General features: G+C 42.2%; 30 protein-coding genes. 19 read left to right on the forward strand and 11 right to left on the reverse strand.

What is annotated here, in order from left to right:
- The first annotated feature begins 175 nt into the window (after positions 1-175).
- The 17 genes from ACMVDV_RS01120 (at position 176) to ACMVDV_RS01200 (ending at position 15,056) form a co-directional block, all read left to right on the forward strand.
- Positions 176-886: a Crp/Fnr family transcriptional regulator gene (locus ACMVDV_RS01120; RefSeq protein WP_416156895.1), complete on the forward strand. Its 711-nt coding sequence runs from the start codon at positions 176-178 to the stop codon at positions 884-886.
- A 154-nt stretch (positions 887-1,040) separates the two neighbouring features.
- Positions 1,041-1,214, forward strand: a complete 174-nt coding sequence (locus ACMVDV_RS01125) for a hypothetical protein (RefSeq protein ID WP_416156896.1) — start codon at positions 1,041-1,043, stop codon at positions 1,212-1,214.
- A gap of 100 nt (positions 1,215-1,314) precedes the next feature.
- Positions 1,315-1,437, forward strand: a complete 123-nt coding sequence (locus tag ACMVDV_RS01130; RefSeq protein ID WP_304178300.1) for a hypothetical protein — start codon at positions 1,315-1,317, stop codon at positions 1,435-1,437.
- A gap of 134 nt (positions 1,438-1,571) precedes the next feature.
- Positions 1,572-2,771 carry an acetate/propionate family kinase gene (locus tag ACMVDV_RS01135; protein ID WP_416156897.1) on the forward strand — a complete coding sequence of 400 codons (1,200 nt, stop codon included), beginning with the start codon at positions 1,572-1,574 and terminating at the stop codon, positions 2,769-2,771.
- 156 nt (positions 2,772-2,927) lie between these two features.
- A complete protein-coding gene (locus tag ACMVDV_RS01140) occupies positions 2,928-3,743 on the forward strand; it encodes a PRC-barrel domain-containing protein (protein ID WP_304178304.1) in 816 nt (271 codons plus the stop codon).
- 2 nt (positions 3,744-3,745) lie between these two features.
- Complete coding sequence (gene corA, locus ACMVDV_RS01145) at positions 3,746-4,945, forward strand: magnesium/cobalt transporter CorA (RefSeq protein WP_416156898.1); 1,200 nt, start codon at positions 3,746-3,748, stop codon at positions 4,943-4,945.
- 289 nt (positions 4,946-5,234) lie between these two features.
- Positions 5,235-5,471 (forward strand): SHOCT domain-containing protein, encoded by a 237-nt coding sequence (locus ACMVDV_RS01150; RefSeq protein WP_304178310.1) that lies wholly within the window; start codon positions 5,235-5,237, stop codon positions 5,469-5,471.
- A 74-nt stretch (positions 5,472-5,545) separates the two neighbouring features.
- Positions 5,546-7,939: a phosphoketolase gene (locus ACMVDV_RS01155; protein ID WP_416156899.1), complete on the forward strand. Its 2,394-nt coding sequence runs from the start codon at positions 5,546-5,548 to the stop codon at positions 7,937-7,939.
- Complete coding sequence (gene atpD, locus ACMVDV_RS01160) at positions 7,936-9,456, forward strand: F0F1 ATP synthase subunit beta (protein WP_416156900.1); 1,521 nt, start codon at positions 7,936-7,938, stop codon at positions 9,454-9,456. Before ACMVDV_RS01155 ends, atpD begins: the two co-directional genes overlap by 4 nt.
- Entirely contained in the window at positions 9,440-9,835 is a 396-nt protein-coding gene (locus tag ACMVDV_RS01165; RefSeq protein WP_416156901.1) for a F0F1 ATP synthase subunit epsilon, read from the forward strand. Before atpD ends, ACMVDV_RS01165 begins: the two co-directional genes overlap by 17 nt.
- Positions 9,836-9,859: 24 nt before the next feature.
- Positions 9,860-10,216, forward strand: a complete 357-nt coding sequence (locus ACMVDV_RS01170; protein ID WP_416156902.1) for an AtpZ/AtpI family protein — start codon at positions 9,860-9,862, stop codon at positions 10,214-10,216.
- Entirely contained in the window at positions 10,206-10,574 is a 369-nt protein-coding gene (locus tag ACMVDV_RS01175; protein WP_416156903.1) for an ATP synthase subunit I, read from the forward strand. Before ACMVDV_RS01170 ends, ACMVDV_RS01175 begins: the two co-directional genes overlap by 11 nt.
- Entirely contained in the window at positions 10,564-11,256 is a 693-nt protein-coding gene (locus ACMVDV_RS01180; protein WP_304178320.1) for a F0F1 ATP synthase subunit A, read from the forward strand. The genes ACMVDV_RS01175 and ACMVDV_RS01180 overlap by 11 nt, the downstream gene beginning before the upstream one ends.
- 78 nt (positions 11,257-11,334) lie before the next feature.
- The gene (locus ACMVDV_RS01185; RefSeq protein WP_145242870.1) at positions 11,335-11,616 is read left to right on the forward strand and encodes a F0F1 ATP synthase subunit C; all 282 of its coding nucleotides are present in this window, start codon (positions 11,335-11,337) and stop codon (positions 11,614-11,616) included.
- A 3-nt stretch (positions 11,617-11,619) separates the two neighbouring features.
- On the forward strand, positions 11,620-12,525 hold the full coding sequence (locus tag ACMVDV_RS01190) for a F0F1 ATP synthase subunit B (protein WP_416156904.1): 906 nt from the start codon (positions 11,620-11,622) through the stop codon (positions 12,523-12,525).
- On the forward strand, positions 12,518-14,146 hold the full coding sequence (locus tag ACMVDV_RS01195) for an alternate F1F0 ATPase, F1 subunit alpha (protein ID WP_416156905.1): 1,629 nt from the start codon (positions 12,518-12,520) through the stop codon (positions 14,144-14,146). The genes ACMVDV_RS01190 and ACMVDV_RS01195 overlap by 8 nt, the downstream gene beginning before the upstream one ends.
- Entirely contained in the window at positions 14,139-15,056 is a 918-nt protein-coding gene (locus ACMVDV_RS01200) for a F0F1 ATP synthase subunit gamma (protein WP_416156906.1), read from the forward strand. Before ACMVDV_RS01195 ends, ACMVDV_RS01200 begins: the two co-directional genes overlap by 8 nt.
- Positions 15,057-15,144: 88 nt before the next feature.
- On the opposite strand, the gene ACMVDV_RS01205 is transcribed toward ACMVDV_RS01200, so the two are convergent.
- Positions 15,145-15,513 carry a hypothetical protein gene (locus tag ACMVDV_RS01205; RefSeq protein ID WP_416156907.1) on the reverse strand — a complete coding sequence of 123 codons (369 nt, stop codon included), beginning with the start codon at positions 15,511-15,513 and terminating at the stop codon, positions 15,145-15,147.
- Between the two features lie 95 nt (positions 15,514-15,608).
- Here ACMVDV_RS01205 and ACMVDV_RS01210 point away from each other — a divergent pair, with 95 nt between their 5' ends.
- A complete protein-coding gene (locus ACMVDV_RS01210; RefSeq protein WP_416156908.1) occupies positions 15,609-16,145 on the forward strand; it encodes a GNAT family N-acetyltransferase in 537 nt (178 codons plus the stop codon).
- Between the two features lie 92 nt (positions 16,146-16,237).
- Complete coding sequence (ggt, locus tag ACMVDV_RS01215; RefSeq protein ID WP_416156909.1) at positions 16,238-17,908, forward strand: gamma-glutamyltransferase; 1,671 nt, start codon at positions 16,238-16,240, stop codon at positions 17,906-17,908.
- A 457-nt stretch (positions 17,909-18,365) separates the two neighbouring features.
- On the opposite strand, the gene ACMVDV_RS01220 is transcribed toward ggt, so the two are convergent.
- The 10 genes from ACMVDV_RS01220 to ACMVDV_RS01265 all read right to left on the reverse strand — a co-directional run bounded on the left by ACMVDV_RS01220 (position 18,366) and on the right by ACMVDV_RS01265 (position 25,756).
- Positions 18,366-18,734 (reverse strand): hypothetical protein, encoded by a 369-nt coding sequence (locus tag ACMVDV_RS01220; RefSeq protein WP_416156910.1) that lies wholly within the window; start codon positions 18,732-18,734, stop codon positions 18,366-18,368.
- A 102-nt stretch (positions 18,735-18,836) separates the two neighbouring features.
- Positions 18,837-19,301, reverse strand: coding sequence for a nuclear transport factor 2 family protein (locus ACMVDV_RS01225; RefSeq protein ID WP_416156911.1), 465 nt, complete (start codon positions 19,299-19,301; stop codon positions 18,837-18,839).
- Positions 19,302-19,372: 71 nt separating this feature from the next.
- Positions 19,373-19,744, reverse strand: coding sequence for a DUF4440 domain-containing protein (locus tag ACMVDV_RS01230; RefSeq protein ID WP_416156912.1), 372 nt, complete (start codon positions 19,742-19,744; stop codon positions 19,373-19,375).
- Positions 19,745-20,556: 812 nt separating this feature from the next.
- Entirely contained in the window at positions 20,557-20,946 is a 390-nt protein-coding gene (locus ACMVDV_RS01235) for a hypothetical protein (protein ID WP_416156913.1), read from the reverse strand.
- 547 nt (positions 20,947-21,493) lie between these two features.
- Positions 21,494-21,991, reverse strand: a complete 498-nt coding sequence (locus ACMVDV_RS01240; protein ID WP_404339509.1) for an Hsp20/alpha crystallin family protein — start codon at positions 21,989-21,991, stop codon at positions 21,494-21,496.
- Between the two features lie 87 nt (positions 21,992-22,078).
- Positions 22,079-22,270, reverse strand: coding sequence for a DUF2934 domain-containing protein (locus tag ACMVDV_RS01245; RefSeq protein ID WP_404339507.1), 192 nt, complete (start codon positions 22,268-22,270; stop codon positions 22,079-22,081).
- 426 nt (positions 22,271-22,696) lie between these two features.
- A complete protein-coding gene (locus ACMVDV_RS01250) occupies positions 22,697-22,957 on the reverse strand; it encodes a DnaJ domain-containing protein (RefSeq protein ID WP_416156914.1) in 261 nt (86 codons plus the stop codon).
- A gap of 112 nt (positions 22,958-23,069) precedes the next feature.
- Positions 23,070-23,723: a BON domain-containing protein gene (locus tag ACMVDV_RS01255; protein ID WP_416156915.1), complete on the reverse strand. Its 654-nt coding sequence runs from the start codon at positions 23,721-23,723 to the stop codon at positions 23,070-23,072.
- Positions 23,724-23,974: 251 nt separating this feature from the next.
- On the reverse strand, positions 23,975-24,511 hold the full coding sequence (locus tag ACMVDV_RS01260; RefSeq protein WP_416156916.1) for a cyclophilin-like fold protein: 537 nt from the start codon (positions 24,509-24,511) through the stop codon (positions 23,975-23,977).
- Positions 24,512-24,556: 45 nt separating this feature from the next.
- On the reverse strand, positions 24,557-25,756 hold the full coding sequence (locus ACMVDV_RS01265) for an MFS transporter (protein ID WP_416156917.1): 1,200 nt from the start codon (positions 25,754-25,756) through the stop codon (positions 24,557-24,559).
- Positions 25,757-25,814 lie beyond the last annotated feature (58 nt).

Consider the following 25,814-nt stretch of genomic DNA (forward strand, 5'->3'; position numbering starts at 1 on the left):
GCTTTCGGGCGAGTTCACGACACATAAAATTACCCGCAAATTATAATCGTTAATCTAGATCAATAAAGATAAAGAGATGATAGAACATAATAACGTGGTAGCAATCATGCAATGCCTACTGCATTGAGTGTTTACTGCTTAAAGAGCGTCTATAATAAAGTGCTCAAGGAATAATATGAATAGTCCAAACGCTAACAAGTTATTAAACTTCTTCCCTTTAGCAGCTAAAAATAAAATATTTCCTCAACTTAAACTCGTCATGTTGCCTTTGGGGAAGGTGATATATGAGTCTGGACAAAATCTTACTTGCGTGTATTTTCCGATAGACTGTATTGTTTCACTGCTTTATGTCACTGAAAATGGCTCATCAGCTGAAATATCGGTTGTCGGAAATGAAGGGTTAGTGGGAATTGCTGTTTTTATGGGCGGGGAAAGTACGCCTAAAAGGGCGGTTGTGCAAAGTGCAGGGTACGCGTATTGCTTATCTGCGCCCATATTACGTAGCGAGTTTAATAATGATGTCACAATTCGCATGTTGCTATTACGGTACATCCAAGCATTAATTGCGCAAATGGCACAAACTGCGGTTTGCAATCGCCACCACTCTATTGATCAACAACTGTGCCGGTGGTTATTACTCTCTCTCGATCGGCTGAGAACCAATAACTTAACGATGACTCAAGAGTTGATTGCAAATATGTTAGGCGTGAGAAGAGAAGGCGTCACTGAAGCTGCGGGTAAACTACAAAAGTTAGGCGTGATCACTTATAAACGTGGTCATATAACGGTGACAGATAGGCGCAAACTTGAGACGCTGTGTTGTGAATGTTACGCAGTGGTTAAAAAGGAAACGGACCGATTAGGAGGAATTCCAAGCATGGTATAATTTTTAATATACATGTTTAGTACCTATTAACCGCACTTGATACAAATTTCAGTATGTAAAGTGCTCTAGCGTACAGATAGTTAAGTGAGCTCACCTTAAACTCATCTTGTTAGCCTTTTACAATCACGTAATAGGCCAGATGGTAGAGGTCATTATGAAAATTGCAAATACTCAGAAACAGTCTGTAACACAAATGCCAAGTGAACAAAAAGCCGCTGCTGTAGAGACCATTTACAGCGGGCAAAAACCACAATTTCAACAATCCGCTAATCAGCCCAAAAAGACATTAGCAGAGCACCGTAAACACCCAGACGCCAGCGATCTATAAACGGCATTACCGCAGCAAGTACACTAACCGTCGACTCTAACGCTTACGTTTTTACACCGAGTTATTAAGAGATTAAGACAACTATAATGCAGAGGTAACTATGAAAAAATTAGCGCATACTCTCAAGCCGAGTGATAAAAAGTCAGCTAAAGCTAAAGCTAGAGCCGCTAAAAAAAATTTACCAGATATCATTTACCTAGGTCAGCAAATACTAAAAAGCTAAAAACCATCGCTTAATAAATAGCGACGGTTTGAATTCTAGCTGCCATTTTTAACCATATTCGCCAACCACTAATTTACGCGGTAATAAAGCGAGCATGACGTTCACTTTACTACCGTTATGTTCAAGGAGTCACAATGCTAGCTGCGAATATGCAGATCCTTACTATTAATGCGGGTTCATCGAGTATCAAATTTGCTGTATTTACTCCCGCGGGTTTAGCAACGCCATTGTTAAGTGGCAAAATTGAGCGCATTGGTATGGCAGGGACTTTATTAACCTTTGTTGATAAGCAGCATAATCTGGATGGCCGCTTTCAACCTGATTGTGGTGATCATCAAGGTGCCGCCGAGTTTTTAATCAATTGGTTGCAACAACACATTGGTTTTGAAAAAATAACGGCCGTTGGCCATCGATTGGTTCATGGCTGGCAACATACAAAGCCGGAGCTTATCACGCCTGCACTGTTGGCTGATCTTCGGCATATTATTCCTTATGCACCAGAGCATTTACCGAACGAAATCTTGCTGATTGACACTCTGCAGCAACAATTTCCTAAACTACCGCAGGTCGCTTGCTTTGATACCGCCTTTCACCATTCATTACCACGAGTAGCAAAGTTGCTGCCAATTCCGCGTCGGTTTGATGCATTAGGTATTCAGCGTTATGGCTTTCATGGTATCTCCTATACATATTTAATGACCGCATTGGCTGATCGCTACCAAAACACCCCATTGCCGCAGCGAATTATTCTCGCCCATTTAGGCAATGGTGCGAGTATGGCAGCAGTACTTGATGGTCGTTGCATTGACACCAGTATGGGATTTACACCTTGTGGTGGGTTAGTCATGGGATCACGTTGTGGCGATTTAGATCCTGGGGTTATTCACTACATTAAGCAGCATGAAAATATCAATAGTCAACAATGCAATCATCTCCTTAATCATCAATCAGGTCTGTTAGGGGTATCTGAAATTAGTGCAGATATGCGAGATTTATTACCACTTGAAAATACCGATCAACGTGCCGCACAGGCAATCGAACTATTTTGTTATCAGGCTAAAAAATGGCTCGGGGCTTATAGCGCCTCTTTGCATGGACTAGATACCTTGGTATTTAGTGGGGGGATTGGTGAAAATGCGGCAAGTGTACGAGCAAAAATTTGTGCTGGCATGCAGTACCTTGGTATTGAACTCGAGCAAACCCGTAATAATAACCACGAAGATATAATTTCCATTGCTGGTGGGGCGGTAACTGTCCATGTTATTCATACCGATGAAGAACAAATGATTGCCAAGATGGTGTGTGAGTTACTTATGCTGGATGAAGCTCAGTAATTGTGAGCTGCAAATTTTACCGCGCTGTAAGCTCAAGTATCTATAACCTCAAGTAAAGCTAACTTTTCGCTAAGTTTGCTATCGAACAGAACATCTGATTATTTACCGTAAAATCACCTAAAGAATGTCGAACTTTATGCTATTAGGAATAAATTTATGTTGCACAGTGCAGATGATTTGAAAGCATGTAAGATCCAATCAAGCGATGGCGATTTAGGCAAAATCAATGATTTATATTTTGATGATGAAGATTGGGCGATTCGTTATCTTGTGGTTACCACCCATAATTGGTTTTTCAAACGCGAAGTGCTAGTTTCGCCCATCGCGGTAAATACGCCTGATTGGCTCAATAAAAAGATGCCGGTGAATTTGAGCCAAAAACAACTCGATCATAGTCCTGACATTAGCGCCCATAAGCCGGTTTCAAGACAACAAGAAATAAAATATTTTAGCTACTACAGTTACCCTGTTTATTGGGGCGGCACCGGTATATGGGGCAATGGTCTTTATCCTGTCGCGGGGATGCTAGAAAACGACACGACTAATCAACAACCCAATACCATTGAAGCCACACAAGATACAAACTCTCAACACAATGATCCGCATTTACGCAGTTGGCAGAAGGTCAAAGGATCCGTCGTTAATGGCTCTGACGGTGAAATAGGGCATATACGAGGTTTATTAATTGATGAGCACACCTTTGCCATACGTTATGTCATTGTGCGAGCCAACGATTGGTGGATAGGTCATGATATTTTAGTGGCTCCGCATTGGTTTAATGATCTGAAATGGGCTGAGTCATCCGTCAAAGTGAATCACACTCGTGCAGAAATTCAAGGCGCTCCCGCTTATGATCCATTGGTTGAAATGGATCGTGATTGGGAAATTGCTATGCACGCGCATTATGCAAGGGAAGGCTATTGGAGCAAGGGATCCGACTTAGCAGTAAAACAAAGCACAAGCTCACCATAACCATGAAGCGGATTAAAAAAACCATCAAAGGGCAAGCTGCAAAAGAGCAGCTAGTCGCTTCATTACTTGATTCTACATTTGATTTATCGCGAACTAATTCAGTCAATAAACAGAACCATCAAATTGAGCCAGGAGAATTACCCGGCATTGAGCATATTGCCGATGCGCTGGAGCCGCCCATCCCCGGTGCTGTACCAATTACTTGTACGGATTACTCGCCAACGCGGATCGAAACCAATGAAATTACTAACCTTGATGAGTTTCTGAAAAAGCCGATGCCCAAGTGGGTTAAAGTTAGGTGGTTTAATGTCAGCACAATCCATCCGTATATTATTAGTTTGTTTCAACAACATTTTGCCTTTCATACATTGATTGCAGAAGATGTTTTGCACATTCCGCAACGGCCCCGCATAGAGTTTTTTGATGATCATTTATTTGTGGTTTTGCGCATGCTCAAGCCTTCCAAACATAACTCTGACGATACGTTAATAAACTCGGTGCCAGATATCGAGCAAGTAAGTATATTTGTGTATGACAAAGTACTCATTTCTTTTCAGGAAGCCCCAGACGATGTTTGGCAACCGATCCGTGCTCACCTGCAGAACGAAAATCGTCGCATTCGAAAAAATGGTAGCGGATATTTGCTCTATACCTTGCTCGATGCTGTCGTTGATTATTGTTTTCCCGTACTAGAAAAGTACGGCGATATCCTCGAAGATCTTGAGCTTTTGACCTTAGAAAGTCCATCGCCACCGGTGCTGCATCGTATTTATTGCATCAAACGAGAGCTGATATTGCTGCGGCGTATTATTTGGCCACTGCGGGAAGTTGTTGACCACTTATACCGTGAAGAGGGCGGCAGAATTGATGAGACCACACGGCCATATTTACGCGATGTTTATGAACACACCATTCAAATTGTTGAAATTGTTGAATCGTATCGAGAGATCGCAAGTGGTTTAACCGATCTGTATATGTCAGCTATCTCTAATCGGATGAATGAAATCATGAAAATGTTGACTATTATGGCGTCGGTATTTATCCCATTAACATTTATTTCCGGAGTTTACGGTATGAATTTTCAATTTATGCCGGAGTTGACGTGGCGTTGGGGTTACCCGCTTATTTGGGCTGTTTTTATTATGATCACTATCGGATTACTCATATTTTTTAGGCGCAAAGGCTGGCTCGGCAATAGCTAATCTTAGCCGTATTCAAGCTTGTTTTAATAGAGTCTAAATGCCTATTAGTTATCTTTAAATTGTTGTAAATGCAGTTTAAATACATCTATTTAGGGAAAGTGCTAAGGCTACGAAGAGAGCAAAAAATCTGGTCTATTCTTGGAACGCTTTTAAGCCTTAAATTATTGCAGCAAAGATTAATGGTGATGAGTACGCTATCGCACAGAGCTTGAAGTTATCTCGTTTTACAATGGTATTGAAGGCGGCAGCAACTGTTGTCTTATTGTGATTATTCAACAGGAGAATACAAATGGATCATGGCTATTGGAACGATTGGTATATTGGTTGGGGTTGGTTCTTATGGATCGGTATATGGTTTTTGTTAATTTCGAGTTTTAGTCATTGGGGTTACAGTTATCGCACACATCGTCGTTATGTTGCGAACACTGATAAAACGGCGATCGACATTCTTAATGAACGGTATGCGCGTGGTGATATAGAGCAACAAGAATTTGTCAAAATGAAGGAAGAAATCAATAAAAGTTAGTCTTTTAATTGCATAATTTTAAGACTCCTTATGTCTTTATGAGCGTCGCACAAACGCTCTTTGGAGCAGCAAAGATGCAAGCCAAGGATAAGAGTAGAACACTGACATCTGAACAATTATATCTGATTGATGCTTATTGGCGAGCGACTAATTATTTGTCGGTTGGTCAAATTTATTTGTCCAACAACCCTTTGTTAAAACGTCCTTTAGAACTCAGTGATATAAAAGTTATGTTACTTGGACATTGGGGAACAACGCCAGGTCAGAACTTTATTTATGTGCATTTGAATCGGGTGATCAAACAACACGATTTAAATATGATTTATGTTTCAGGTCCTGGTCACGGCGGACCTGCGGTGCTGGCGAATACCTACCTTGAAGGAAGCTACAGTGAAATCTACCCAGACATCAGTCAAGATGAAGCAGGATTACAAAAGCTGTTTTTACAGTTCTCTTTTCCAGGGGGGATCCCTAGTCATGCGTCACCAGAATGCCCAGGCTCGATCCACGAAGGTGGCGAGTTGGGTTATTCTCTAAGTCATGCTTTTGGGGCTGCGTTTGATAACCCCGATTTAATTGTTGCTTGTGTGGTTGGTGATGGTGAAGCTGAAACGGGGCCGCTTGCAACTGCTTGGCATAGTAATAAGTTTCTCAGCCCAGCCACTGACGGCGCTGTATTACCAATACTGCATCTCAATGGTTATAAAATTGCTAATCCAACGATCCTTGCCCGTATTCCCAAAGACGAATTAACGCAGTTAATGCGTGGTTATGGTTGGACACCTATTTTTGTGGAGGGTGATGAGCCAACTCTGATGCACCAAGCGATGGCAGCAGCCCTTGATGAAGCCGTGCAGCTTATTAAAAAATTCCAACAAAATGCGCGTGAAAAGGGTGACTTAAATCGTCCGGCGTGGCCGATGATCATACTTAATTCGCCAAAGGGCTGGACCGGCCCTAAAGAAGTCGATGGATATAAAATTGAAGGAACCTTCCGCGCCCATCAAGTGCCAATTTCAGCACCGGTGAATCATCCCGGACACTTGGCGTTATTAAGTGACTGGTTAAGTAGTTACCGACCCCAAGAACTATTTGATGAATGTGGTTGTTTGTTACCAGAGATAGCCGCGTTGGCGCCAACAGGTGAACGCCGTATGGGGGCAAATCCTCATGCTAATGGCGGTTTATTACTACAAGATTTAAAAATGCCCGATTACCGAGATTACGCCTGCGAGGTGACAACGCCTGGTGTACGCGGTGTGGGTGATACCCGAGTGCTTGCGCCATTTCTGCGTGACGTCACTAAGTTAAATGATAAAGAGCAAAACTTTCGGGTGTTTGGTCCCGATGAAACTATTTCCAACGGTTTGGCTGCCTTGTTTGAAACCACCCGTCGACAATGGGATGTGACCACGTATGCGAATGATGAATATTTAGCAGCGAGCGGCCGAGTGGTCGAAATGCTCAGTGAACACCAATGTGAAGGCTGGCTTGAGGGTTACTTGCTGACTGGCCGTCACGGCTTGTTTAACTGTTACGAAGCGTTTATTCATATTATTGATTCTATGTTTAACCAACATGCAAAATGGTTAAAAGTATCATCGGCATTGTCGTGGCGGCCTAAAATTGCCTCGCTTAATTATTTATTGGCATCTCATGTTTGGCGTCAGGATCATAATGGTTTTACCCATCAAGATCCGGGTTTTATCGATGTTGTCGTCAATAAAAAAGCGGAGATTGTTCGCGTTTACTTACCCCCCGATGCGAATTGTTTATTGTCGGTGATGGATCATTGTTTACGCAGCCGTCATTACGTCAATGTAGTGATTGCCGGCAAACACCCAGCTCCGCAATGGTTAACAATGGAAGAAGCTGAAAAACATTGCGCACAAGGAATTGGTATTTGGCATTGGGCTGGCAATCTTAGTGACGATGCCATTGAGCAAACGCCTGATGTGGTTATGGCTTGTTGTGGTGACGTGCCTACACTCGAAACATTGGCGGCAGTATCAATTTTGCGTGAATATTTGCCAACGCTTAAAGTGAGGGTGGTTAATGTGGTTGATTTAATGCGTTTACAGCCAGAAACCGAACATCCGCATGGATTAAATTGCCAAGATTTTGATGCGTTGTTTACCACCGACAAGCCAGTAATATTTGCTTTTCATGCTTACCCATCACTTATCCATCAACTTACTTATCGTCGCACTAATCATCACAATATCCATGTTCGCGGCTATAAGGAAGAAGGCACAATTACCACCGCCTTTGATATGACGGTATTAAATGAAATTGACCGTTTTCACTTAGTTATTGATGCACTCGAACGATTACCGCAAAGCGGCGCTAAAGGCATCGAGCTTAAGCAGTTATTACATGAAAAGTTAATTGCGCATAAAAAATATATCAACAAAAATGGCCTCGATATGCCAGAAATTCGTGATTGGCGCTGGACTTCATCAGTATGACCACATCTGTCCTGCAACCAGCTGATAATAAGTTAAATATTGGCAGCATAATAGCAATACGTGGCAGTGTAATTGACGTCTGTTTTGCGACAAAGTTGCCGCGTATTCACTCAATACTGACCGTAGATCTGAGTGATATCGCGTTAGGTGATACAGAGCAAGTCGTTATTGAAGTGTTAGAGCAACGCAATGCCAAGCAGGTACGGTGTATTGCTTTAACACCAACGCAAGGGCTTGCCCGCGGAATGCCAGTTAAAGACAGTGGTAACCCGTTGTTAGCACCGGTTGGCAGCGGTATTTTATCGCGGATGTTTGATGTGTTTGGTAAACCGATAGACCGTCAAGGCAGTTTAACAGATATTAAATGGCGCTCGGTACATCGGGCACCACCAACACTTAGCGAGCGCTCTACACAGTCGCAAATTTTCACAACCGGTATTAAAGTAATCGATGTACTCGTGCCGCTCGAAAAAGGCGGCAAAGCAGGGCTGTTTGGCGGTGCTGGGGTCGGTAAAACCGTTCTGCTCACTGAAATGATCCATAACATGGTAGGCAAGCATAAAGGGGTGAGCATTTTTTGCGGTATAGGTGAGCGTTGTCGAGAAGGTGAAGAGCTTTATCGGGAAATGAAAGCGGCAGGTGTACTGCCGAATATGGTGATGGTGTTTGGTCAAATGAATGAACCACCAGGGAGCCGGTTTCGGGTTGGTCAAGCGGCATTAACCATGGCTGAGTATTTTCGCGATGATGAACACCGTGATGTATTGCTATTAATTGATAATATTTTTCGGTTTATTCAGGCGGGCTCTGAAGTCTCTGGTTTGATGGCACAAATGCCGTCACGACTCGGTTATCAACCGACTATGGGCACCGAGTTGGCCAGTCTAGAAGAGCGTATTGCGAATACCAAGAATGGGGCTATTACCTCTATTCAAGCTGTGTATGTGCCTGCTGATGATTTTACCGATCCGGCTGCGGTACATACGTTTTCGCACTTATCTGCGTCCATTGTATTGTCGCGACAACGTGCCAGTGAAGGACTATTTCCCGCTATTGATCCCTTACAGTCAAACTCCAAAATGGCCAGTCCAGGTATTGTTGGTGAACGCCATTATCAACTGGCGCAAAAAGTGCGCAGTACTTTGGCTCAGTATGCTGAGCTTAAAGATATTATTGCGATGCTTGGCTTAGAGCAACTGTCGCCGGAAGATCGTTCCGTCGTTGGGCGCGCGCGTCGGCTGGAGCGTTTTCTTACTCAGCCATTTTTTACCACCGAACAGTTTACCAATCATAAAGGCAAACTTGTTAGTCTTGATGAGTCGTTAGATGGCTGCGAGCGTATTCTTAACGATGAGTTTAAAGATTATCCTGAAAGCGCGCTTTATATGATAGGCAATATCGATGAAGCAAAACGAAAGAGCACAGCAAATAAACAGGCATCAACTACCACTGACACCGCAAGGACAGTGAAAAATACCGCCGAAGCGGGTGGAGCAGACAATGAACATGCATCTTAAACTGCTTTTACCCTCGCAGGTTTTTATTGATAAAACCGATATCAGCAACATTATTGTCGAAACGAGCAAAGGATCCTACGGCTTATTACCGCATCGGCTTGACTGTGTAGCGGTGCTTACGCCGGGCATTCTGACTTTCTCAACTATCGCCGACGGCGAAATCTTCGTGGCCGTAGATGAAGGTGTGTTGGTGAAAACAGGACTCGATGTTTTGGTGTCTGTGCGTAATGCCCTAGTTGATAGCGATTTAACTAAGTTACGCGCCGCTGTAGAGCAAGACTTTCTCGCTATCAATGAGCAAGCCCTGCAAGTGCGTGCGGTAATGGCAAAGTTAGAAAGCGGTTTTCTGCATAAGTTTGTTAGTTTTAAACAACAGTAAAGCGCCCTCAGCAAGGCAAATAATATGAATGAGCGTAAGTTGAAAACAGCTACTAAGGCAAAACCGACATTAGCGACAAAAGTCGGCATTAAAGCCATGCGCAAGTTAAAAGCGCGCAGTCATTCGCAGCAAAGAGTGTGGTTTGGCTTAGGAATGATGGGGTTAATTGGCTGGTCAGTCGCGATACCTACCTTAGTGGGAGCAAGTATCGGAGTCTATGTTGATGGTCATTATCCGAGTGAAAGATCTTGGACACTCGCCTTGTTAGTCGCAGGTTTGGCACTTGGTTGTTTTAATGCATGGCATTGGATAGAAAAAGAAGATCTGGCGATAGGTGAAGAGCACAAAGTCACCGCAGAGAAGGAGCATAATGATGAGTGATACAGTGAGCTTAATGCTGATCTGGTGCTTAGGTTTAGCACTGGGTGGGTTTTTTTTCGTCGGTCTTTGGTGGACGGTACAAAAAAGTATCCGTTCGGCGCATCCGGCGTGGTGGTTATTAAGCAGTTTGCTGGTGCGTATGACAGTCACTATCGCAGGCTTTTACTTAGTTATAAGCCATGAAATGGCGAATACATCATTGCTACGTTTACTGATCTGTTTGTTTGGATTTATTTGCGCACGATTTATCACAGCCCGCGTGGTTGCGAAAATGACAGCTAAATTGGATACACCCGTACAGCAAGTAGCCGCTATTGAGCAGCTTAATCCACATGAAGGATCGCAACATGCACCTTAGTCCCGATGTAGTGATTTATTGGCAGCTTGGCTTTGTGAAAATTAATGCAACCATTGCTTTTACATGGGCACTGATGCTGCTGTTGACCCTTGGCGCTATGCTGATCACTCGCAATATATCAACTAACTTGCAACGTTCGCGCTGGCAAAATTTTTTAGAAATTATAGTCACCGGGATTGCAACGCAAATAGAAGAAGTTGGTTTGCAACAGGCGAAAAAATACCTCTATTTTCTTGGTAGCTTATTTTTATTTTTGGTGAGTGCCAGTATCTTCACTATTGTTCCGGGCTATCAGCCACCCACAGCGTCACTATCAACGACAGCGGCACTGGCACTTAGTGTATTTATCGCGGTGCCAATGTTTGGCATTGCACAGCAGGGCGTTGTTAACTATCTCAAATCTTATATGGCGCCGACCATGATTATGTTGCCATTTAATATCATTAGTGAATTGTCACGCACATTGGCATTGGCTGTGCGCTTGTTTGGCAACATGATGAGTGGTGCGATGATTATTGCTATTTTGTTGACCATCACCCCGTTTATTTTCCCTATCGTGATGACGGCACTAGGGCTACTAACTGGCATAGTGCAAGCCTATATTTTTACTATTCTTGCAGCTGTCTATATTGCGGCCGCAACACAAACTCGCCAACCGGATAACAGATCAGACAGCAAGTGAATGCGACAATAATGAACATCAATTAATCTTAACATTACATTTTTGCTTACTTTAACAATGAAAGAGTTTGGAGAACCCATGGACAGTATGACAATGATTGCAATCGCCTCAATAATTATTTCGGGCATCACTACCAGTATTGGGTGTATCGGTCCGGCTCTTGGCGAAGGACGTGCAGTTGCTGCTGCACTGAGTGCCTTGGCTCAACAGCCTGATGCTTCAACGACCATCACGCGCACCTTATTTGTTGGTTTGGCGATGGTTGAATCCACAGCGATTTATTGTTTTGTGGTATCGATGATCTTACTTTTTGCAAACCCGTTTTGGAATTATGCCATCGCGCAAGCCACAGGGTTGTAAGCCATGTTAATTGACTGGTTCACTGTAGCAGCACAGGCTGTTAACTTTTTGATCTTGGTATGGTTGTTAAAACGTTATCTTTATCAACCTATTTTGCATGCTATTGACGCCCGTGAGCAACGCATTGCCGATGAGCTCGATGCTGCTGCGGCTAAACAGCAACAGGCCAGCGTTGAGCGAACTATATTTGAAGATAAAAATAACCAATTTGCTCAACAGCGTGACACGTTATTACAGCAAGCAAAAGCTGCTGCGGATGCAACACGACAGCAGTTACTGGCTCAGGCACAACAAGACGTTGCTGCATTACATGATAAACATCAACAAATAATGGCCGCGGAGGCGGAAAATCTGACCAATATACTGAGGCGCAAAACCAGCGATGAAGTATTTGCTATCACCCGCAAAACTTTACATGACCTTGCAAGCGCAAGTTTAGAGCAGCAAGTCACTCAGGTATTTATAGCGCAATTAAGTGAGCTGCAGCCAGCGGCAAAAACGATGCTAGTAAACGCACTCAAAACCAGCAAAAAACCGCCATTATTAACGAGTGCATTTGAGTTGCCAGATACCGAGCGCGCTGCTATTGATAAAGCGATTAAAGCAACATTTGGCGCCGACATTGATTTAGAGTTTGCCACCTCAGCAGAGCTTATCAGTGGTATCGAATTGAGTACCAATGGCCAAAAATTGGGCTGGAATATTGCTGACTATCTACAGTCGCTTGAACAAGACGTTGTGGTGCTGCTAAAACAAAATGGCAAAGCGGTGGTTCAGGGTTCAGCCGATAACAAAACTAAGCACAGTAGTGATAATAAACCAAACGATGAGCTGCCTGACCAAGGGCAAGATAAAGGCAAAGTACGTACGAGCCAACCCATCACTAACATTGAAAACCACCATGAGTGATGCAACTAATACAACTAATAGCAGCCAATCTTCGGCTTTAATTCGTCAAGCAACAACAGCCTCTCATAGCGAAGCACTCGATACTATTTTCGACAATTCATTCGCCCTAATAGCAAAAGCTCGTAAGGCATTTTCGCCCGAAATGAAATCGTATGAGGTGGGTATAATCACCAATATTGCAACCGGTATCGCCAAAGTATCAGGACTACCCAGTGCCGGTTTTGAAGAGATGCTGATCTTTGCTGGTAATGTGCGCGGTATCGTGTTCAATGTCGATATCGATGAGTTAGGCGTGGTATTACTGGGCGATTACGCACATTTACAAGCTGGTGATGAGGTTCGACGCAGCGGTCACGTTATGGATATCGCTGTGGGTAATGAGTTATTGGGGCGCGTTATTAATCCTCTTGGCCAGGTGTTAGATGATGGATTGCCGATACAAGCCACGCAGCATTTACCAATCGAACGCACGGCAACGGCGATAATGGATCGCGCTGCGGTAACTGTGCCGTTACAAACGGGATTGATTGTTATTGATGCCTTGATCCCAATAGGACGAGGGCAACGGGAGCTTATTCTGGGTGATCGACAGACCGGAAAAACCGCGATTGCCATCGACACTATTCTCAATCAACACGATAAAAATGTGCTCTGTGTTTATTGCGCAATAGGGCAGCGGGCTTCGAGTGTGGCAAAGGCCGTGGCGACATTACGTGAACAAGGCGCAATGGCTTATACTGTGGTGGTGGTTACCGAAGGCAATGAACCAGCGGGCTTACAGTACATTGCCCCGTATGCAGCGATGAGTATCGCGGAATATTATATGCAACAGGGTCAAGATGTACTGATTGTTTTTGATGATTTAACCAAACATGCGCGCGCATACCGTGAACTGTCGTTGCTGCTTCGTCGTCCACCTGGGCGTGAAGCATTTCCTGGCGACATTTTTTATATTCACTCACGTTTACTTGAGCGCGCCACCCAATTAAATAAAGCACTTGGCGGTGGCTCACTTACTGCACTGCCTATCATTGAAACAGAAGCACAAAATATCTCAGCTTACATACCCACCAACTTAATTTCGATCACCGATGGGCAAATATATTTATCCCCATCGTTATTTGAATTGGGCGTTTTACCTGCTGTTGATGTTGGTAAATCTGTTTCACGTGTTGGCGGCAAAGCTCAACTGGCAGCGTTTCGCGCTGTAGCGGGCGACCTAAAATTGACTTATGCACAATTTGAAGAGCTAGAAACATTTGCTCGCTTTGGTGCGCGTTTAGATCAAGATACCGCAAAATCAATTGAGCATGGTCGCCGTATTCGCGCCAGTTTACGCCAGCCAGAATCATCTCCGCTTGCAGTTGCTGAACAAATCATATTATTACTTGCTTTGACTTCGGGCCTATTTGATACCATTGCATTAGCAAAAATGACCGCAGCAAAAAATGCGTTACTAGGTATTATCAATCGTTTGCCTGCTGAATTATCAACGCGATTAGCAACCTCAGGATCATTAAATGACGAGGATCACAAACATATCATTGCCCTATCAAAACAAGCGCTGGCGAGTATTGATGATAGTAACTCGCCACTGCAGGCTCTGAACAACCATGAGTAATACCGCTGCTAATTTGCGTCATAAAATCGACAGTGCCAGCGATTTAAAAGGCGTGGTGGGGACGATGAAGGCGCTTGCCGCATCGAGTATTAGTCAATACGAAAAATCGGTCAGCTCATTAAGTGATTACTATCGAACGGTAGAATTAGGATTAAGCGCTACGATACAGGCTGTTGAGCTTAATTTAGCTGCCGTGGGTGCAATATCGAATACAGATAAACAGGGCGATAATATAGTCAGTGTTATTGTATTTGGCTCCGATCAAGGTTTAGTTGGGCAGTTTAATGAGGATATTGCTGACTTTGCAATTAAAACACTGACCGATTTAGGCGCGCAATCTCAGAGCACACAACTGCAAGTGTGGGCGGTGGGTGAGCGAGTCTACTCACGACTCGCTGATGCCGGTTTATCTATGCTAAAAAGTTTTACGGTGCCCACTAGCATAAATGAGATCACCGCCTTGGTTGGGCAAATTCAAATTGATAGTGAAACACACCTTGCTAATGCAAGCGCTGCCCGTGTTTATGTATTTTATAATCAGATGCAATCGGGCGGCCAGTATCAGCCAATATCACAACGATTATTGCCACTTGATCAAAAATGGCAACGAGAGCTAGCGCAAATCCCTTGGCCGACAAAACGATTACCCGAAATTTTAGGCTGTAATGATATGACATTACGGGCATTGATCCGCGAATATATATTTATTTCGCTTTATCGCGCCTGTGCCGAGTCGTTGGCCAGTGAAAATGCCAGCCGGCTTGCGGCGATGCAGCGTGCAGAAAAAAACATAGCAGAGCTATTAGACAACCTTGGCAAAGAATTTCATGAGCTAAGACAAAGCGCTATTGATGCAGAGTTAAGCGATGTATTGGCAGGTTATGAATTACTTAACTTGAATGCTGATTAAATCAGTCGAACTGCTTTAATTATACTGCGAATGTAGGCTGCCTTAAGGGCAGCCTAATTAGATAAAATTGCTGTTTGAAGTGCAGGGCTTAGTTATTACTTTCTTTTTCACGCTCTTCACGTGCAGCTTGTAATTCGTCAACGAGCTGTTGCGCTTTTTGCTTGGTTTTCTCTGTTAATTCACCAGCGGCTTCTTTACTTTCAATCCAGGCATCAAGGGCAACTTCTTTGCCATCGTCGTACATATCAAGACCCAATTTTTTACTTTCTTGCAGCAGTTCATCAAGTGACTCACCTTTAAACTCATTGGTGGTTTCTTTCACTTCATCCCATGCATCACCTAATGCTTGTTGAGCTTCAGCTTTGGCTTCTGCTGCATCTTCTTTTACTTCTTTGGCATCTTCACAACCTGTTAGCGCTACACAGCCTAATAAAACTAAACTTGCTAATTTGTTCATATTTGTTCCCTTGTATAATAATTATGCCCCAAGGAATATTTCCTCTGGTACAGTATTGATGACAATCTCAAAACAAGCAATATACAGGCTGGAAAATGAATATAACTCGAACAGCACGACTTAATTTTAAATTAATGGATGAAAATGACAGTGCGCTACTGTTTGAACTCGATAGCGATCCACAGGTGATGGAGCACCTTACTCGTGGCAAGACGACAACCATGAACACCATTAAAGATGTATTTATTCCACGCATGCAAGCTTACCGCAATCCACAACAGGGCTGGGGGCTTTGGCAAGTTAACCTTAACGAAAGCGATACTTTTATCGGCTGGATCCTCATTCGACCTATGGGCTTTTTTACAGAGCACGCTGATTATAGCGATATCGAAATAGGCTGGCGCTTTAAACGCACAAGTTGGGGTAAAGGTTACGCCAGTGAAGCCGCGCAAGCCGTAGCCGATGTGATCACTGCTAATGCTGATATCAAGGCGCTGAGCGCCACTGCACTAAAAGACAATAACGGTTCGATTAAAGTGATGAAAAGGCTGGGTATGCAATTTGTTGAACACTATACCCATAGCGACGAGTTTGGCGAGTTACCAGCTGTGTTATATCGTAAATTTGTCTAAACAAGCGCAGAGTCGTTTGACCCATGTTCACAGAGCGTGTATTAATGAGTGTAATAAAATAATTAAGAAATAAAATAAACAAGGAATTAAATATGTTTGCAGGTGTTAAACATTTACTGATTTTTAGTGTCATTGTTATGCAATTACACATACCGGTACTGGCAGCCAGTGGCAAAACAGCCCAAGCCGCTGTGGCTATGCCCGATAGTTACAGTAGTGACGTAGCAAGAGCCATTTTGGAGCAGGGTGGTAACGCGGTTGATGCAGCCATTGCGGCACAATTTGTATTAGCAGTTACCTTGCCTGAAGCGGGGAACATTGGCGGTGGTGGCTTTATGCTGATCCAAAAAGACGGGCAAGGTGATTTTATTGATTACCGCGAAACAGCCCCAGCTGCCGCGCATCGCGATATGTACTTGGATGACAAAGGCAATGTGGTTGCCAATAAATCGGTATACGGCATTCACGCCAGTGGTGTACCCGGTAGTGTGGCTGGCATGTGGCTTGCTCATCAAAAACACGGCACACTTGATTGGAAAACCCTTGTTGAACCTGCAGTAAAGTTAGCCGAGCAGGGTTTTATTGTTCATCCTAAATTAGCCAGCAGTATTGAACGTTATATTACCCGCATGGCTAAAAAAGACGTAACAATTAACTTTGCTGATTATTTTGCCAGCGCTAAAGCGAAGCAAAACTTTAAGCAACCTGAGCTTGCAGCCACGTTAAAACGAATTCGCGAGCAAGGTAAGGCGGGCTTTTATGAAGGCGAAACTGCCAAGATCATTGCCGACTTTATGGCTGAACATGGCGGCATCATCACGCAAGCGGATTTAAAAGCCTATCAAGCAAAATCACGTACTCCCATGAAAGCGGCTTGGAACGGTTACCAAGTACTTACATCACCACCACCAAGCTCCGGCGGTATTGCAATAATTCAATGGTTAAAAATGTACGAGCTGACAAAACCCAAAGCAGGGCTTGAGCATAACTCCACAGCATATATTCATTTATTAGCAGAAATTGGCAAACGCGTATTTGCTGATAGAGCAGAGTACTTAGGCGATCCAGACTTTTATGATGTGCCAAAGAGCGAACTAATCGCCATGGATTATCTTAAACAGCGCAGTAGCAGCATCACACTCGATAAAATATCGACGACTGAAAACATCAAACCTGGGTTACATGAAAGCGAACAAACCACGCATTTTTCTATAGTTGATAAATGGGGCAATGCAGTATCGAATACCACCACCATTAATTTAGGTTATGGCAGCGGTGTAGTGGTCGCAGGCGCAGGCTTTTTGCTCAACGATGAAATGGATGACTTTAGTGCCAAACCAGGGGTGATGAATGTATTTGGCGCGCTCGGCGGCAAAGCCAATGAAATTCAGCCGCATAAACGTATGCTCAGCTCAATGACGCCAACTATCTTACTCAAAGGCAATAAAGTGAAAATGGTCACCGGCTCACCAGGCGGCACCACTATAATAAGCTCGGTGTATGAATCTATTTTAAACGCGGTTGAATTTAACATGAGCGCCGATGAAGTGGTAAATAGCCCGCGTTTTCATCATCAACTTTGGCCTAAAAATGTGATCCGTCATCATGCAGGTTTAGATGCCGACGTTGTTAAAGCACTAGAGAAAATGGGTTATACACTCGACGAGCGCCGTTTTGGTGATATGCATGTGATCATCGAACGTGATGGCAAACTAGATGCCGGCTCAGAAGCGTCAGGACGCGGTAAAGCGATGGTGTTTTGATTGCAGCTGTAAGTGGTTAGGCGTAAGCCGTAAGTTTGCACGGTGTTAAATTAAGCGATTGTAGTTGGGTTGAGGGTAACGAAGCCCAATTACAAAAAGGTTTTAGGAGCTAGGTTAACTAGGTGTTAGGGGAGTGACTCGTAGGCGCGAGTTTACCTAGCGCAGTACGCAGTTTAATGAAATTGGGTGTTAGCGAACGACTCGCCATAGCATGTGGTATCACCAGTACCAAAAAAGTAGCCGCTTGGCAGCGAAGGCCCTTGTCGAAGCTCAAAAACAAAAGGAATTAACATTGCGCTAGGCAATGACTATCTAGCGTCACAAGGTTTAGCGTCATTGAGAGATTTTTGGATTAATATTCATTACGGGAGATGAACCGCCCATTGCACTTCCTGTTAATGAAAAGCGCATGATGGGTAGTGTGGGGGCTGGAGGTTAGAGACCTCCGGCTACCCGATTAGCAGTGCTTTTCTTTGTTAATTATTTTAGGTACACGTAGTGCCGTTACAAAAGCTAAAGAACAAACAACTGCTAAATATGCAAACCATGATAATTGGTATAAACCGAGTAAATTACTTAAATTATGTGACATAAAGAAAACAAATAACGCAGAAAATGCTAAGTATTTTACAGGTAATGTTTCTTGTATTTTAAGCTGACCAAAATAAAAGCCTACACCGCCAATTAAACCAGCAACTATTACGCTTAATGCTACACCTAAAATATTAATATCAACATCCGATTTATAGACCGCGTAGTAACGAAAGGCAAAACCGAAAACTATTAGAAACGATGTAAATAGGCTTGATTGTTTAAAAATGCTCAATGTAACTCCTTGTACAGCTAACGCTTTAAACAGCGGAAAACGCGAGCGTTTTGGCGCAGCCATCGAGTGGTTTTCCGATGATTTAACTTATTAGGCAAACACTTACGCATGATGTCTACGAATATGTTTGATAAGACCATTATCATCAAACTCTAAAGACATTATATTAGTACTTGTATACTCAATGACCTTATCCATGTGGCTTGGTTTGACTTTAGCGTGTTCCGTATATTTGACGAATACCACATTACTTCCAATCATCATCTGGTCAATTTTAATTTCACTGAATATTACTTTGTCTTTCATCTTCGCAATCACCCCTTGTCGAAGCTCTTCCTTACTTGTCATAGTGACATTAAATTTCAGATGTTCATCAATGAATTCATCAGCCAAAAATGAAATGAAATGATCTATGTCTTCGACGGTAGTGTTTGGCTGTTGCCTCGCATTTTTTGCTTGTATGAATGCTTCAGCCTTTTGTTTTAATACACTTTCAGGCAGTGTCTCATCTGCAAGAGCAGATAGTGAGAAAATAATTAAGGTAATTAACGATATTAAAAATTTCATTGGACTATCCTTGTTTGCTTAACAGTTAGATGATGCGAACCCAAAGAACCGTATATTAATTTTTAGGGTTACTACTCAAATGCTTTGCATAAGCTGCCCTGATGGAAGATCATTTGCCACCTCCCATTTATCAGAGACCATATTGAACATCGTAATGAGTAAATAGCGGTTGACTCACCACCTTTTACCATTACAGCTTTATAAAGTAACTGGACACAATTTGGCGCTAAATGTCTCAATTCATATTCAGATGCACTGATCTTAGGTGGCAATTCTGATGGCAGACGCTCCAGAGCTTCTTTTTTTCCAAATCGAACTCCAGAACCACCAATTTCAGTGAACTCATCCGCAATTAATTCATCCAATTCGCCGTATGAAGCTCTGGTCTCAGCCTTAAATAAATGCTCTTCTAATTCGATGAGCTTCGCCTTTAACTTTTCCACCAAATCTCCAAGTAACCCTAACGAGGCTGTAGAATAACTCGTTTTTAATATATTTTTATTGATGCATTAACCATAGCCGAGTTCCTATTTTGATTCAATCCACAACTGACTTTCACGTAAAATATAAAAAGAGGATTTGCTGTTGCCTTAATTGGCGTTTTGCAAGGTATTACAGGTACTTGATTGGCTTATTTAAGGTGATAAGGGTTTGCCCTTATTAATGCAACGTGTTTACGCATGCTAATATTAACCTTTAAGCTAATCCTCATTTACTTCTCTTTCTCTGCTTTTTATGCAAAAGATCTTTAATTGAATTATTCACAAAGAGGTTCAGAGACGCTGCGCTCTAGAGTAATACAGATTCTAGACCCAAAAGTATTTACGCAGCTGGGGGCACTACTACCTAATAGCCAACGCTTATCAGCTAACGGTGGATTTAGCTCACTGGATCCGCCGTAGGATAAGATGTGCTACTGGCGGCAATGGCGCTCTTTATAAAGGTATAGCCCGCACTAAAGTACGCAGTTTAATGAAATTGGGGGTCAGCGAACGACTCGCCATAGCATGTGGTATCACCAGTACCAAAAGTAGGCGCTTGGAAGCGAAGGCCCTTGTCGAAGCTTAAAAACAAAAGGAACTAATATTGCGCTGAGCAATGACTATTTAACTTCACAAGGTTTAGCGTCATTGAGAGATATTTGGATCAATATTCATTACGGGAGATGAACCGCCCATTTCACTTCTTGTTAATAAAAAGCGCATGATGGGTGGTGTGGGGGCTGGAGGAGACCTCCGGCTACCCGATTAGGCTTTTATTCGGAAGACTTTCTACCACCTAGTAATGGGAAGCCTCGAATGTTTTGAATGTCCGAATACATTTTGAAAATTTTCTCAGCTATTTTTTTACCTGTTGAATTGTAAATTTTCCCCATGGTGAACTCTAAGTCGCTTTTGTGCCCAGGATTATCAGATTCATATTTTTTTGATTCTTTTATCACCCATTCAAAGTCTTTAACTAAAGCTTTAGGAAAATCATTAGAATTTAGTGCACTAAGAGTATCGATTGCTACTATTAATCTGGATCTGACATCACCCTTTCCAATACATAGTTCTTGAACGGCTAAGAAGACTCTTTGTTTCACAGATTCAGCGGCGTCACGATCATCAACTGTCGATTCATTTCTTGTACCATAATCAGTCATAATTACACTGTACCTATAAAGAACCCTAACATTTTATAGTCCGCTCATCGCGCATATTTTTACCAACTTAACGCTCATTTATCTACTTTATATAGTTTTAACAAATAACCTAAGGTATTACTATCTTTAAGTTTTCTTGAACTTTTGAGTAAAGTTAAATGGAACAATATACGCGCGCCACTCGTTTGCTTGAATATATGCGCGAACGACACAGTTTAGCAATCAATTAACTATGATATTTTGCCAATCTCAATGACCGCTTCGCTCACAGCCGAACTTCGCAAATGTGCCAAAAGCAGTCATAGCCGAGCTGTTCAGTGAACGATCCCAAATAGCAGGAAGCAGGCCGCGAGGGGTAAGCCTATTAATTATATATTTTCTCTATAGCAGACATTGAAATTTTGCAGTTTTTTCGAAGTGAAATTTGTCTAAGGGATAATATTATATAAATTTAACCACGGTTTAAATTCAGTACATTCTTTCGAAAATCGTTCTCAGAATGCACTGTTTAATTAGTTTTTATCTTGAGAGCTACAGAAGACTGCACTCATTCTTTTATTGTAATTTTTCGCTGCTGCTGTTGTGCCTTAGCTGATTTAGGCATACTCACATGCAATACACCTTTCTTGAAATCAGCTTTAATTTTATCTTCTTCAACACTGGGTGGAAGTGAAAAACTTCTTTTAAAAAAGCCATAACTGCGCTCCATCATGTGGTAGTTACTATCTTTGCCTTCTTCTTTTTCCGTTTTCTTCTCACCACTTAAAGTCAAAATACCATCTGATATTTCTAGATTAATGTTATCCAACACTAGTCCAGGAAGTTCAGCAGAAAGACTATACGACTTGTCATCTTCGACAATATCAACTTTAGGGTTGAGACTCATGCTGGTTGAGCCAGAATTGCTAAAGGCTGGATGCAAAAAAGGCCAGTTACCACTAAATTTATCAAAGAAGTCATCTATGCTCGGAAAGTGTGTACTTAAAGAGCCAATACTTTTGTTTTGCCCATTATGTGGTTGTTTTGTTATAGAAATATTTGTCATTTTTTTCTCAAAAAAGTTTAGTATGTGAGTTAAGTATCAGTCCCGATTTGATGACAGAACTGACTCAATGTGTTTTGCGAACATTAACTATCTTGATAATTGTATATCGACGGTTTTTTCTGCTTCTAACCAATCTTCCATTTGGTTACCATTTTTAAAACCTCGTGCGCTAGCAAGTTCATATGCCTCTGCTTTAATCTTACTGTGACGATGAGAATCAACATTTGGTTTATTGGATTTAGTCGTTGATGTTGCGTTTTTTGAATTTGTATCACTCATTTTAATGCTCCTAAATATCGACCTGATGAAACTTAGAACCCAACAACGAATAAATCATTGCCGTAAGAAAAATCAGACCTTCTTTCAATTAAATTGATGAGCTATATAAACTTTTAATGCTAATTTTTAGCTATTAAAAGAGTCATTTTGGCTCGTATTGCCATATCAAAAAACGCTCCTTCACTATCCATTAATAGCGTCAATGTATGACATATTAAGAATAATCATTATAAGGCTTAAGTACCGTTCGCCAGCGCACACAATTTAAACAATTTGTTGCTTGAAATAACTTTTTGCACAGCTTCTAATGCGCGATTGAATTTTTATGGTGACTTAACTTTCTTGTGGTCAAACGGCATTTTTGTGGGGGTTACTTCGTTTAGACAGTTCATATTCAAATGATGTGAATATGAACTTATAAATCAATTATTGCTTTTGAAAGGTGTTTTGTTGCTCATACTTAAGGCGCTTAGCAGATACTTGCCAATGCCTAAAAGTTGAGTTTCTGTAATTATTTTTCAAACCAGCATAGGCTTCTGTAATTTCTTTATACACGTTTTCACAATTTGCCAACTTAGATATATCAGGGTGATACATACGTGCCAATCTGCGATATGAACGTTTGATTTCATTTGCCGATGTGCTTAATTTAACGCCCAGTGTTTGATAATAATCATAAAGTTGCATACTAGCCCCTCATTAAAATTAATTAATGGTATAAGTCAGTTGACACTCATTCCTAATAATTCGCCTGATGTTAAATCAAACGAGTTGCTTTACTACAGCAATGTAGGGCTTGTTAGGGAACAATAGTAAGATTGTTAATAACACTGCGCACTCCAGGGGCTGCCCATGTAGCTCTTAGGGCTTGAGTACGTTCACCTACGGACGCAACACTGCCAGAGAGTGTAACGGCGTCGTGATTGGTGCGAACAGTAATTCGACGTGGTTCTATGTCAGCATTACGTTTAAATGCATCTTCAATTTTAGACTTAACATCAACCCACTTAACAGACGGTTTGATTGTAATAGCATTAGTTACTCCAGTGACACCCATCAAATTTTCCACACTACGTTCAGCGGCATTTTTTTGGTATTGCCAATCTACTGAGCCATCAAGCGTGACCTTACCTTGTTTTACGATTACCGTTATTTTGTCATGGGGCACTTCAAAGCTCCACAACAAGGCATTTGCTGCTGCCGCAGCAATATCACTATCGTTGCGCTTGTGAAGACCAAGTATTTCTACTTCTATTTCATTGGCGATAGCCGATACACCCAAAACACTTTCAGCTGCACTGACCGCTGCCGAACGTTGTGTAAAGTGTGCCACCTGACCTGTAAGGGTTATGACACCATCCTTTGCAGTTACGCCAATATGTGCAGCGTCGATATTGGGACGCCAGCGAAGTTCACTTAATACATCATCTCTTAGTTGTGAATCAGTTTTCATGTATTTCTCCATACATTGGATTGAGTAGAAAATAACATTTCACCAGATGCCTACTGCTAAATTATGAAAAGTGGTGAGTTATTTATATTCGATAATTTAATAATAGTAAGATTGAACTAATGTAAGTTAGAGAACTGTGCGCCAACACACTTCCAATCTACTTTAAGTAAAAAAAGCTGATTTAATTGATATTCGATTTGGAGTCGTCGCATTGAATGGGCTTATTCATGGCTTAATTCGCCATACGCTCTTTAGTTTTTAGAAAACATTACGCTTACATTATTTTGTCCAAGTATCTGTTGTAACTGGTTGGGATCCTCGATATGGCCAATACGAGTGTATGAATATGAGGTATCAAAATCCTTATAGAAGACAACTATAGTTCGATTACCCCACAACATGATATCGCCATTATGAATACGTTTTGGGCGATGTTCATCAGTTGATATTGATTTCGGCAGTCGGGCGTGCTTTTCATTATTATTAAGGTCATCCATGTTGAGAGTAAATGGTAACATGGCTGAAAATTCACGCGCTGCCGGTGTGTTGATTAAGTTGGCTTTGAAACGATGATTTCCAATGGTAATCCACATATACGAACGCTCCGATTGAGTTACGGTGTGTTTAGCTGCGATTGGATCTGTTACTAGCTGGGCAGCATAGCTGCTACTTAGTGCTAAGCATAACAGCAATAATAGGCTAGCCAGTTTGATCAACGTTAAGCGCAGCCGAGGATCTATTATGCCTAAGGTACTTACTTTGTCGGTGCTAACAGCAAAATTATTCATAATAGTGGCCCCATTAATTTTATTATTTCGATAAACGAGTAGATTTTATTGTGCTTGTAGGCGTGATGCTTGCAATGCGAGAAAAGCACCAATTAACAATACAGTCGCGCTGGCAATAAAAGTGCTTTGGTAGCCATCAGCATCAAATAGTAGCCCTCCAACGGTAGAGCCTAACGCGATGGACATTTGGACAACTGCAACCATCAGGCCACCTCCGGCTTCAGCATTATCTGGTATCGCTTTTGCGACCCAAGTCCACCATGCTACGGGGGCGGCAGTGGCGAACAATCCCCATAAAGAAAGTAGTATTGCTACGATGAACACATTACTTCCTAATGGGATTAAGGCGATGGCAATCATAGCCATAAGAATGGGAATACCGATCAGCAAACCGTATAACGTTTTTTTGAGAAATGAGCTGATGATGAATGTGCCAATAAGCCCTGAAAACCCAATAGCAAGTAATAGCAGAGACAATGTAGAGACGCTGGTATGTGTCACTGTTTCAAGAAAAGGTCTCAAGTAAGTAAATAGAGCAAACTGTCCCATAAAAAAAGCGCCACAGCCTGCCATACCAAGGGCTACGGTACGGTTTTTTAGTATCTTGAGAATATTTCGAGAACTCGATGTGTTTGTCTCCGTTTCCATAGTAGGTAAGGTCAACCATTGCCATATTAAGGTGATTAGCGCAATAGGAATTATCGCTAGAAAAGCACCACGCCACCCAATAATAGACCCTAAATAACTGCCTAATGGTGCAGCAATGACTGTTGCCATCGCATTACCACCATTAAAAATGGCGAGAGCTTTAGGTACTTTTTCAGGTGGCACTAATCGAATGGCCATTGCCGCAGACATTGACCAGAATCCACCAATGACCACGCCGATGAGCCCACGTCCCAACATATAAGCTATGTAATTTGGTGCTAAAGCTACCATGGCCCCAGAGATTCCCATCAAGAAAGTGAGTGTTAATAGTAATTTCTTACGGTCAATGGTGCCGATAAAAGCAGGCAGTAATAGGCTGGTCAGTACAGCAAAGATGCCAGAGATTGCAATGCCTTGGCCTGCCATTCCTTCCGTTATCTGTAAGTCGTTTGCAATTAGTGTTAGTAAACTAACAGGCATAAATTCGGACGCGATAAGTGTGAACACACATAAAGACATGGCAAATACGCCACTCCAATGAGCTGTACTCTCAGTCAGCTCAGAAGATGAGCCATCATAGGTCGTCGTTGATTTCATAAGTTCGTTTATTTTGCCTTTATTTTATAGAAGTGCCTCATGTGATTAAACAACACAC

This window comes from Pseudoalteromonas sp. ASV78, from assembly GCF_047806705.1.
GTDB classification, from domain to species: domain Bacteria; phylum Pseudomonadota; class Gammaproteobacteria; order Enterobacterales; family Alteromonadaceae; genus Pseudoalteromonas; species Pseudoalteromonas prydzensis_A.

Coding starts and splice junctions, on each gene's coding strand:
- ACMVDV_RS01200 (WP_416156906.1), top strand. CDS start 14,139: ATGAGTAATACCGCTGCTAATTTGCGTCATAAAATCGACAGTGCCAGC.
- ACMVDV_RS01250 (WP_416156914.1), bottom strand. CDS start 22,957: ATGCAACTTTATGATTATTATCAAACACTGGGCGTTAAATTAAGCACA.
- ACMVDV_RS01150 (WP_304178310.1), top strand. CDS start 5,235: ATGGATCATGGCTATTGGAACGATTGGTATATTGGTTGGGGTTGGTTC.
- ACMVDV_RS01235 (WP_416156913.1), bottom strand. CDS start 20,946: ATGACTGATTATGGTACAAGAAATGAATCGACAGTTGATGATCGTGAC.
- ACMVDV_RS01265 (WP_416156917.1), bottom strand. CDS start 25,756: ATGAAATCAACGACGACCTATGATGGCTCATCTTCTGAGCTGACTGAG.
- ACMVDV_RS01120 (WP_416156895.1), top strand. CDS start 176: ATGAATAGTCCAAACGCTAACAAGTTATTAAACTTCTTCCCTTTAGCA.
- ACMVDV_RS01170 (WP_416156902.1), top strand. CDS start 9,860: ATGAATGAGCGTAAGTTGAAAACAGCTACTAAGGCAAAACCGACATTA.
- ACMVDV_RS01155 (WP_416156899.1), top strand. CDS start 5,546: ATGCAAGCCAAGGATAAGAGTAGAACACTGACATCTGAACAATTATAT.
- ACMVDV_RS01175 (WP_416156903.1), top strand. CDS start 10,206: ATGATGAGTGATACAGTGAGCTTAATGCTGATCTGGTGCTTAGGTTTA.
- ACMVDV_RS01210 (WP_416156908.1), top strand. CDS start 15,609: ATGAATATAACTCGAACAGCACGACTTAATTTTAAATTAATGGATGAA.
- ACMVDV_RS01130 (WP_304178300.1), top strand. CDS start 1,315: ATGAAAAAATTAGCGCATACTCTCAAGCCGAGTGATAAAAAGTCAGCT.
- ACMVDV_RS01190 (WP_416156904.1), top strand. CDS start 11,620: ATGTTAATTGACTGGTTCACTGTAGCAGCACAGGCTGTTAACTTTTTG.
- ACMVDV_RS01245 (WP_404339507.1), bottom strand. CDS start 22,270: ATGAGTGATACAAATTCAAAAAACGCAACATCAACGACTAAATCCAAT.
- ACMVDV_RS01185 (WP_145242870.1), top strand. CDS start 11,335: ATGGACAGTATGACAATGATTGCAATCGCCTCAATAATTATTTCGGGC.
- corA (WP_416156898.1), top strand. CDS start 3,746: ATGAAGCGGATTAAAAAAACCATCAAAGGGCAAGCTGCAAAAGAGCAG.
- ACMVDV_RS01240 (WP_404339509.1), bottom strand. CDS start 21,991: ATGACAAATATTTCTATAACAAAACAACCACATAATGGGCAAAACAAA.
- ACMVDV_RS01180 (WP_304178320.1), top strand. CDS start 10,564: ATGCACCTTAGTCCCGATGTAGTGATTTATTGGCAGCTTGGCTTTGTG.
- ACMVDV_RS01140 (WP_304178304.1), top strand. CDS start 2,928: ATGTTGCACAGTGCAGATGATTTGAAAGCATGTAAGATCCAATCAAGC.
- ACMVDV_RS01165 (WP_416156901.1), top strand. CDS start 9,440: ATGAACATGCATCTTAAACTGCTTTTACCCTCGCAGGTTTTTATTGAT.
- ACMVDV_RS01205 (WP_416156907.1), bottom strand. CDS start 15,513: ATGAACAAATTAGCAAGTTTAGTTTTATTAGGCTGTGTAGCGCTAACA.
- atpD (WP_416156900.1), top strand. CDS start 7,936: ATGACCACATCTGTCCTGCAACCAGCTGATAATAAGTTAAATATTGGC.
- ACMVDV_RS01260 (WP_416156916.1), bottom strand. CDS start 24,511: ATGAATAATTTTGCTGTTAGCACCGACAAAGTAAGTACCTTAGGCATA.
- ACMVDV_RS01255 (WP_416156915.1), bottom strand. CDS start 23,723: ATGAAAACTGATTCACAACTAAGAGATGATGTATTAAGTGAACTTCGC.
- ggt (WP_416156909.1), top strand. CDS start 16,238: ATGTTTGCAGGTGTTAAACATTTACTGATTTTTAGTGTCATTGTTATG.
- ACMVDV_RS01195 (WP_416156905.1), top strand. CDS start 12,518: ATGAGTGATGCAACTAATACAACTAATAGCAGCCAATCTTCGGCTTTA.
- ACMVDV_RS01225 (WP_416156911.1), bottom strand. CDS start 19,301: ATGAAATTTTTAATATCGTTAATTACCTTAATTATTTTCTCACTATCT.
- ACMVDV_RS01125 (WP_416156896.1), top strand. CDS start 1,041: ATGAAAATTGCAAATACTCAGAAACAGTCTGTAACACAAATGCCAAGT.
- ACMVDV_RS01135 (WP_416156897.1), top strand. CDS start 1,572: ATGCTAGCTGCGAATATGCAGATCCTTACTATTAATGCGGGTTCATCG.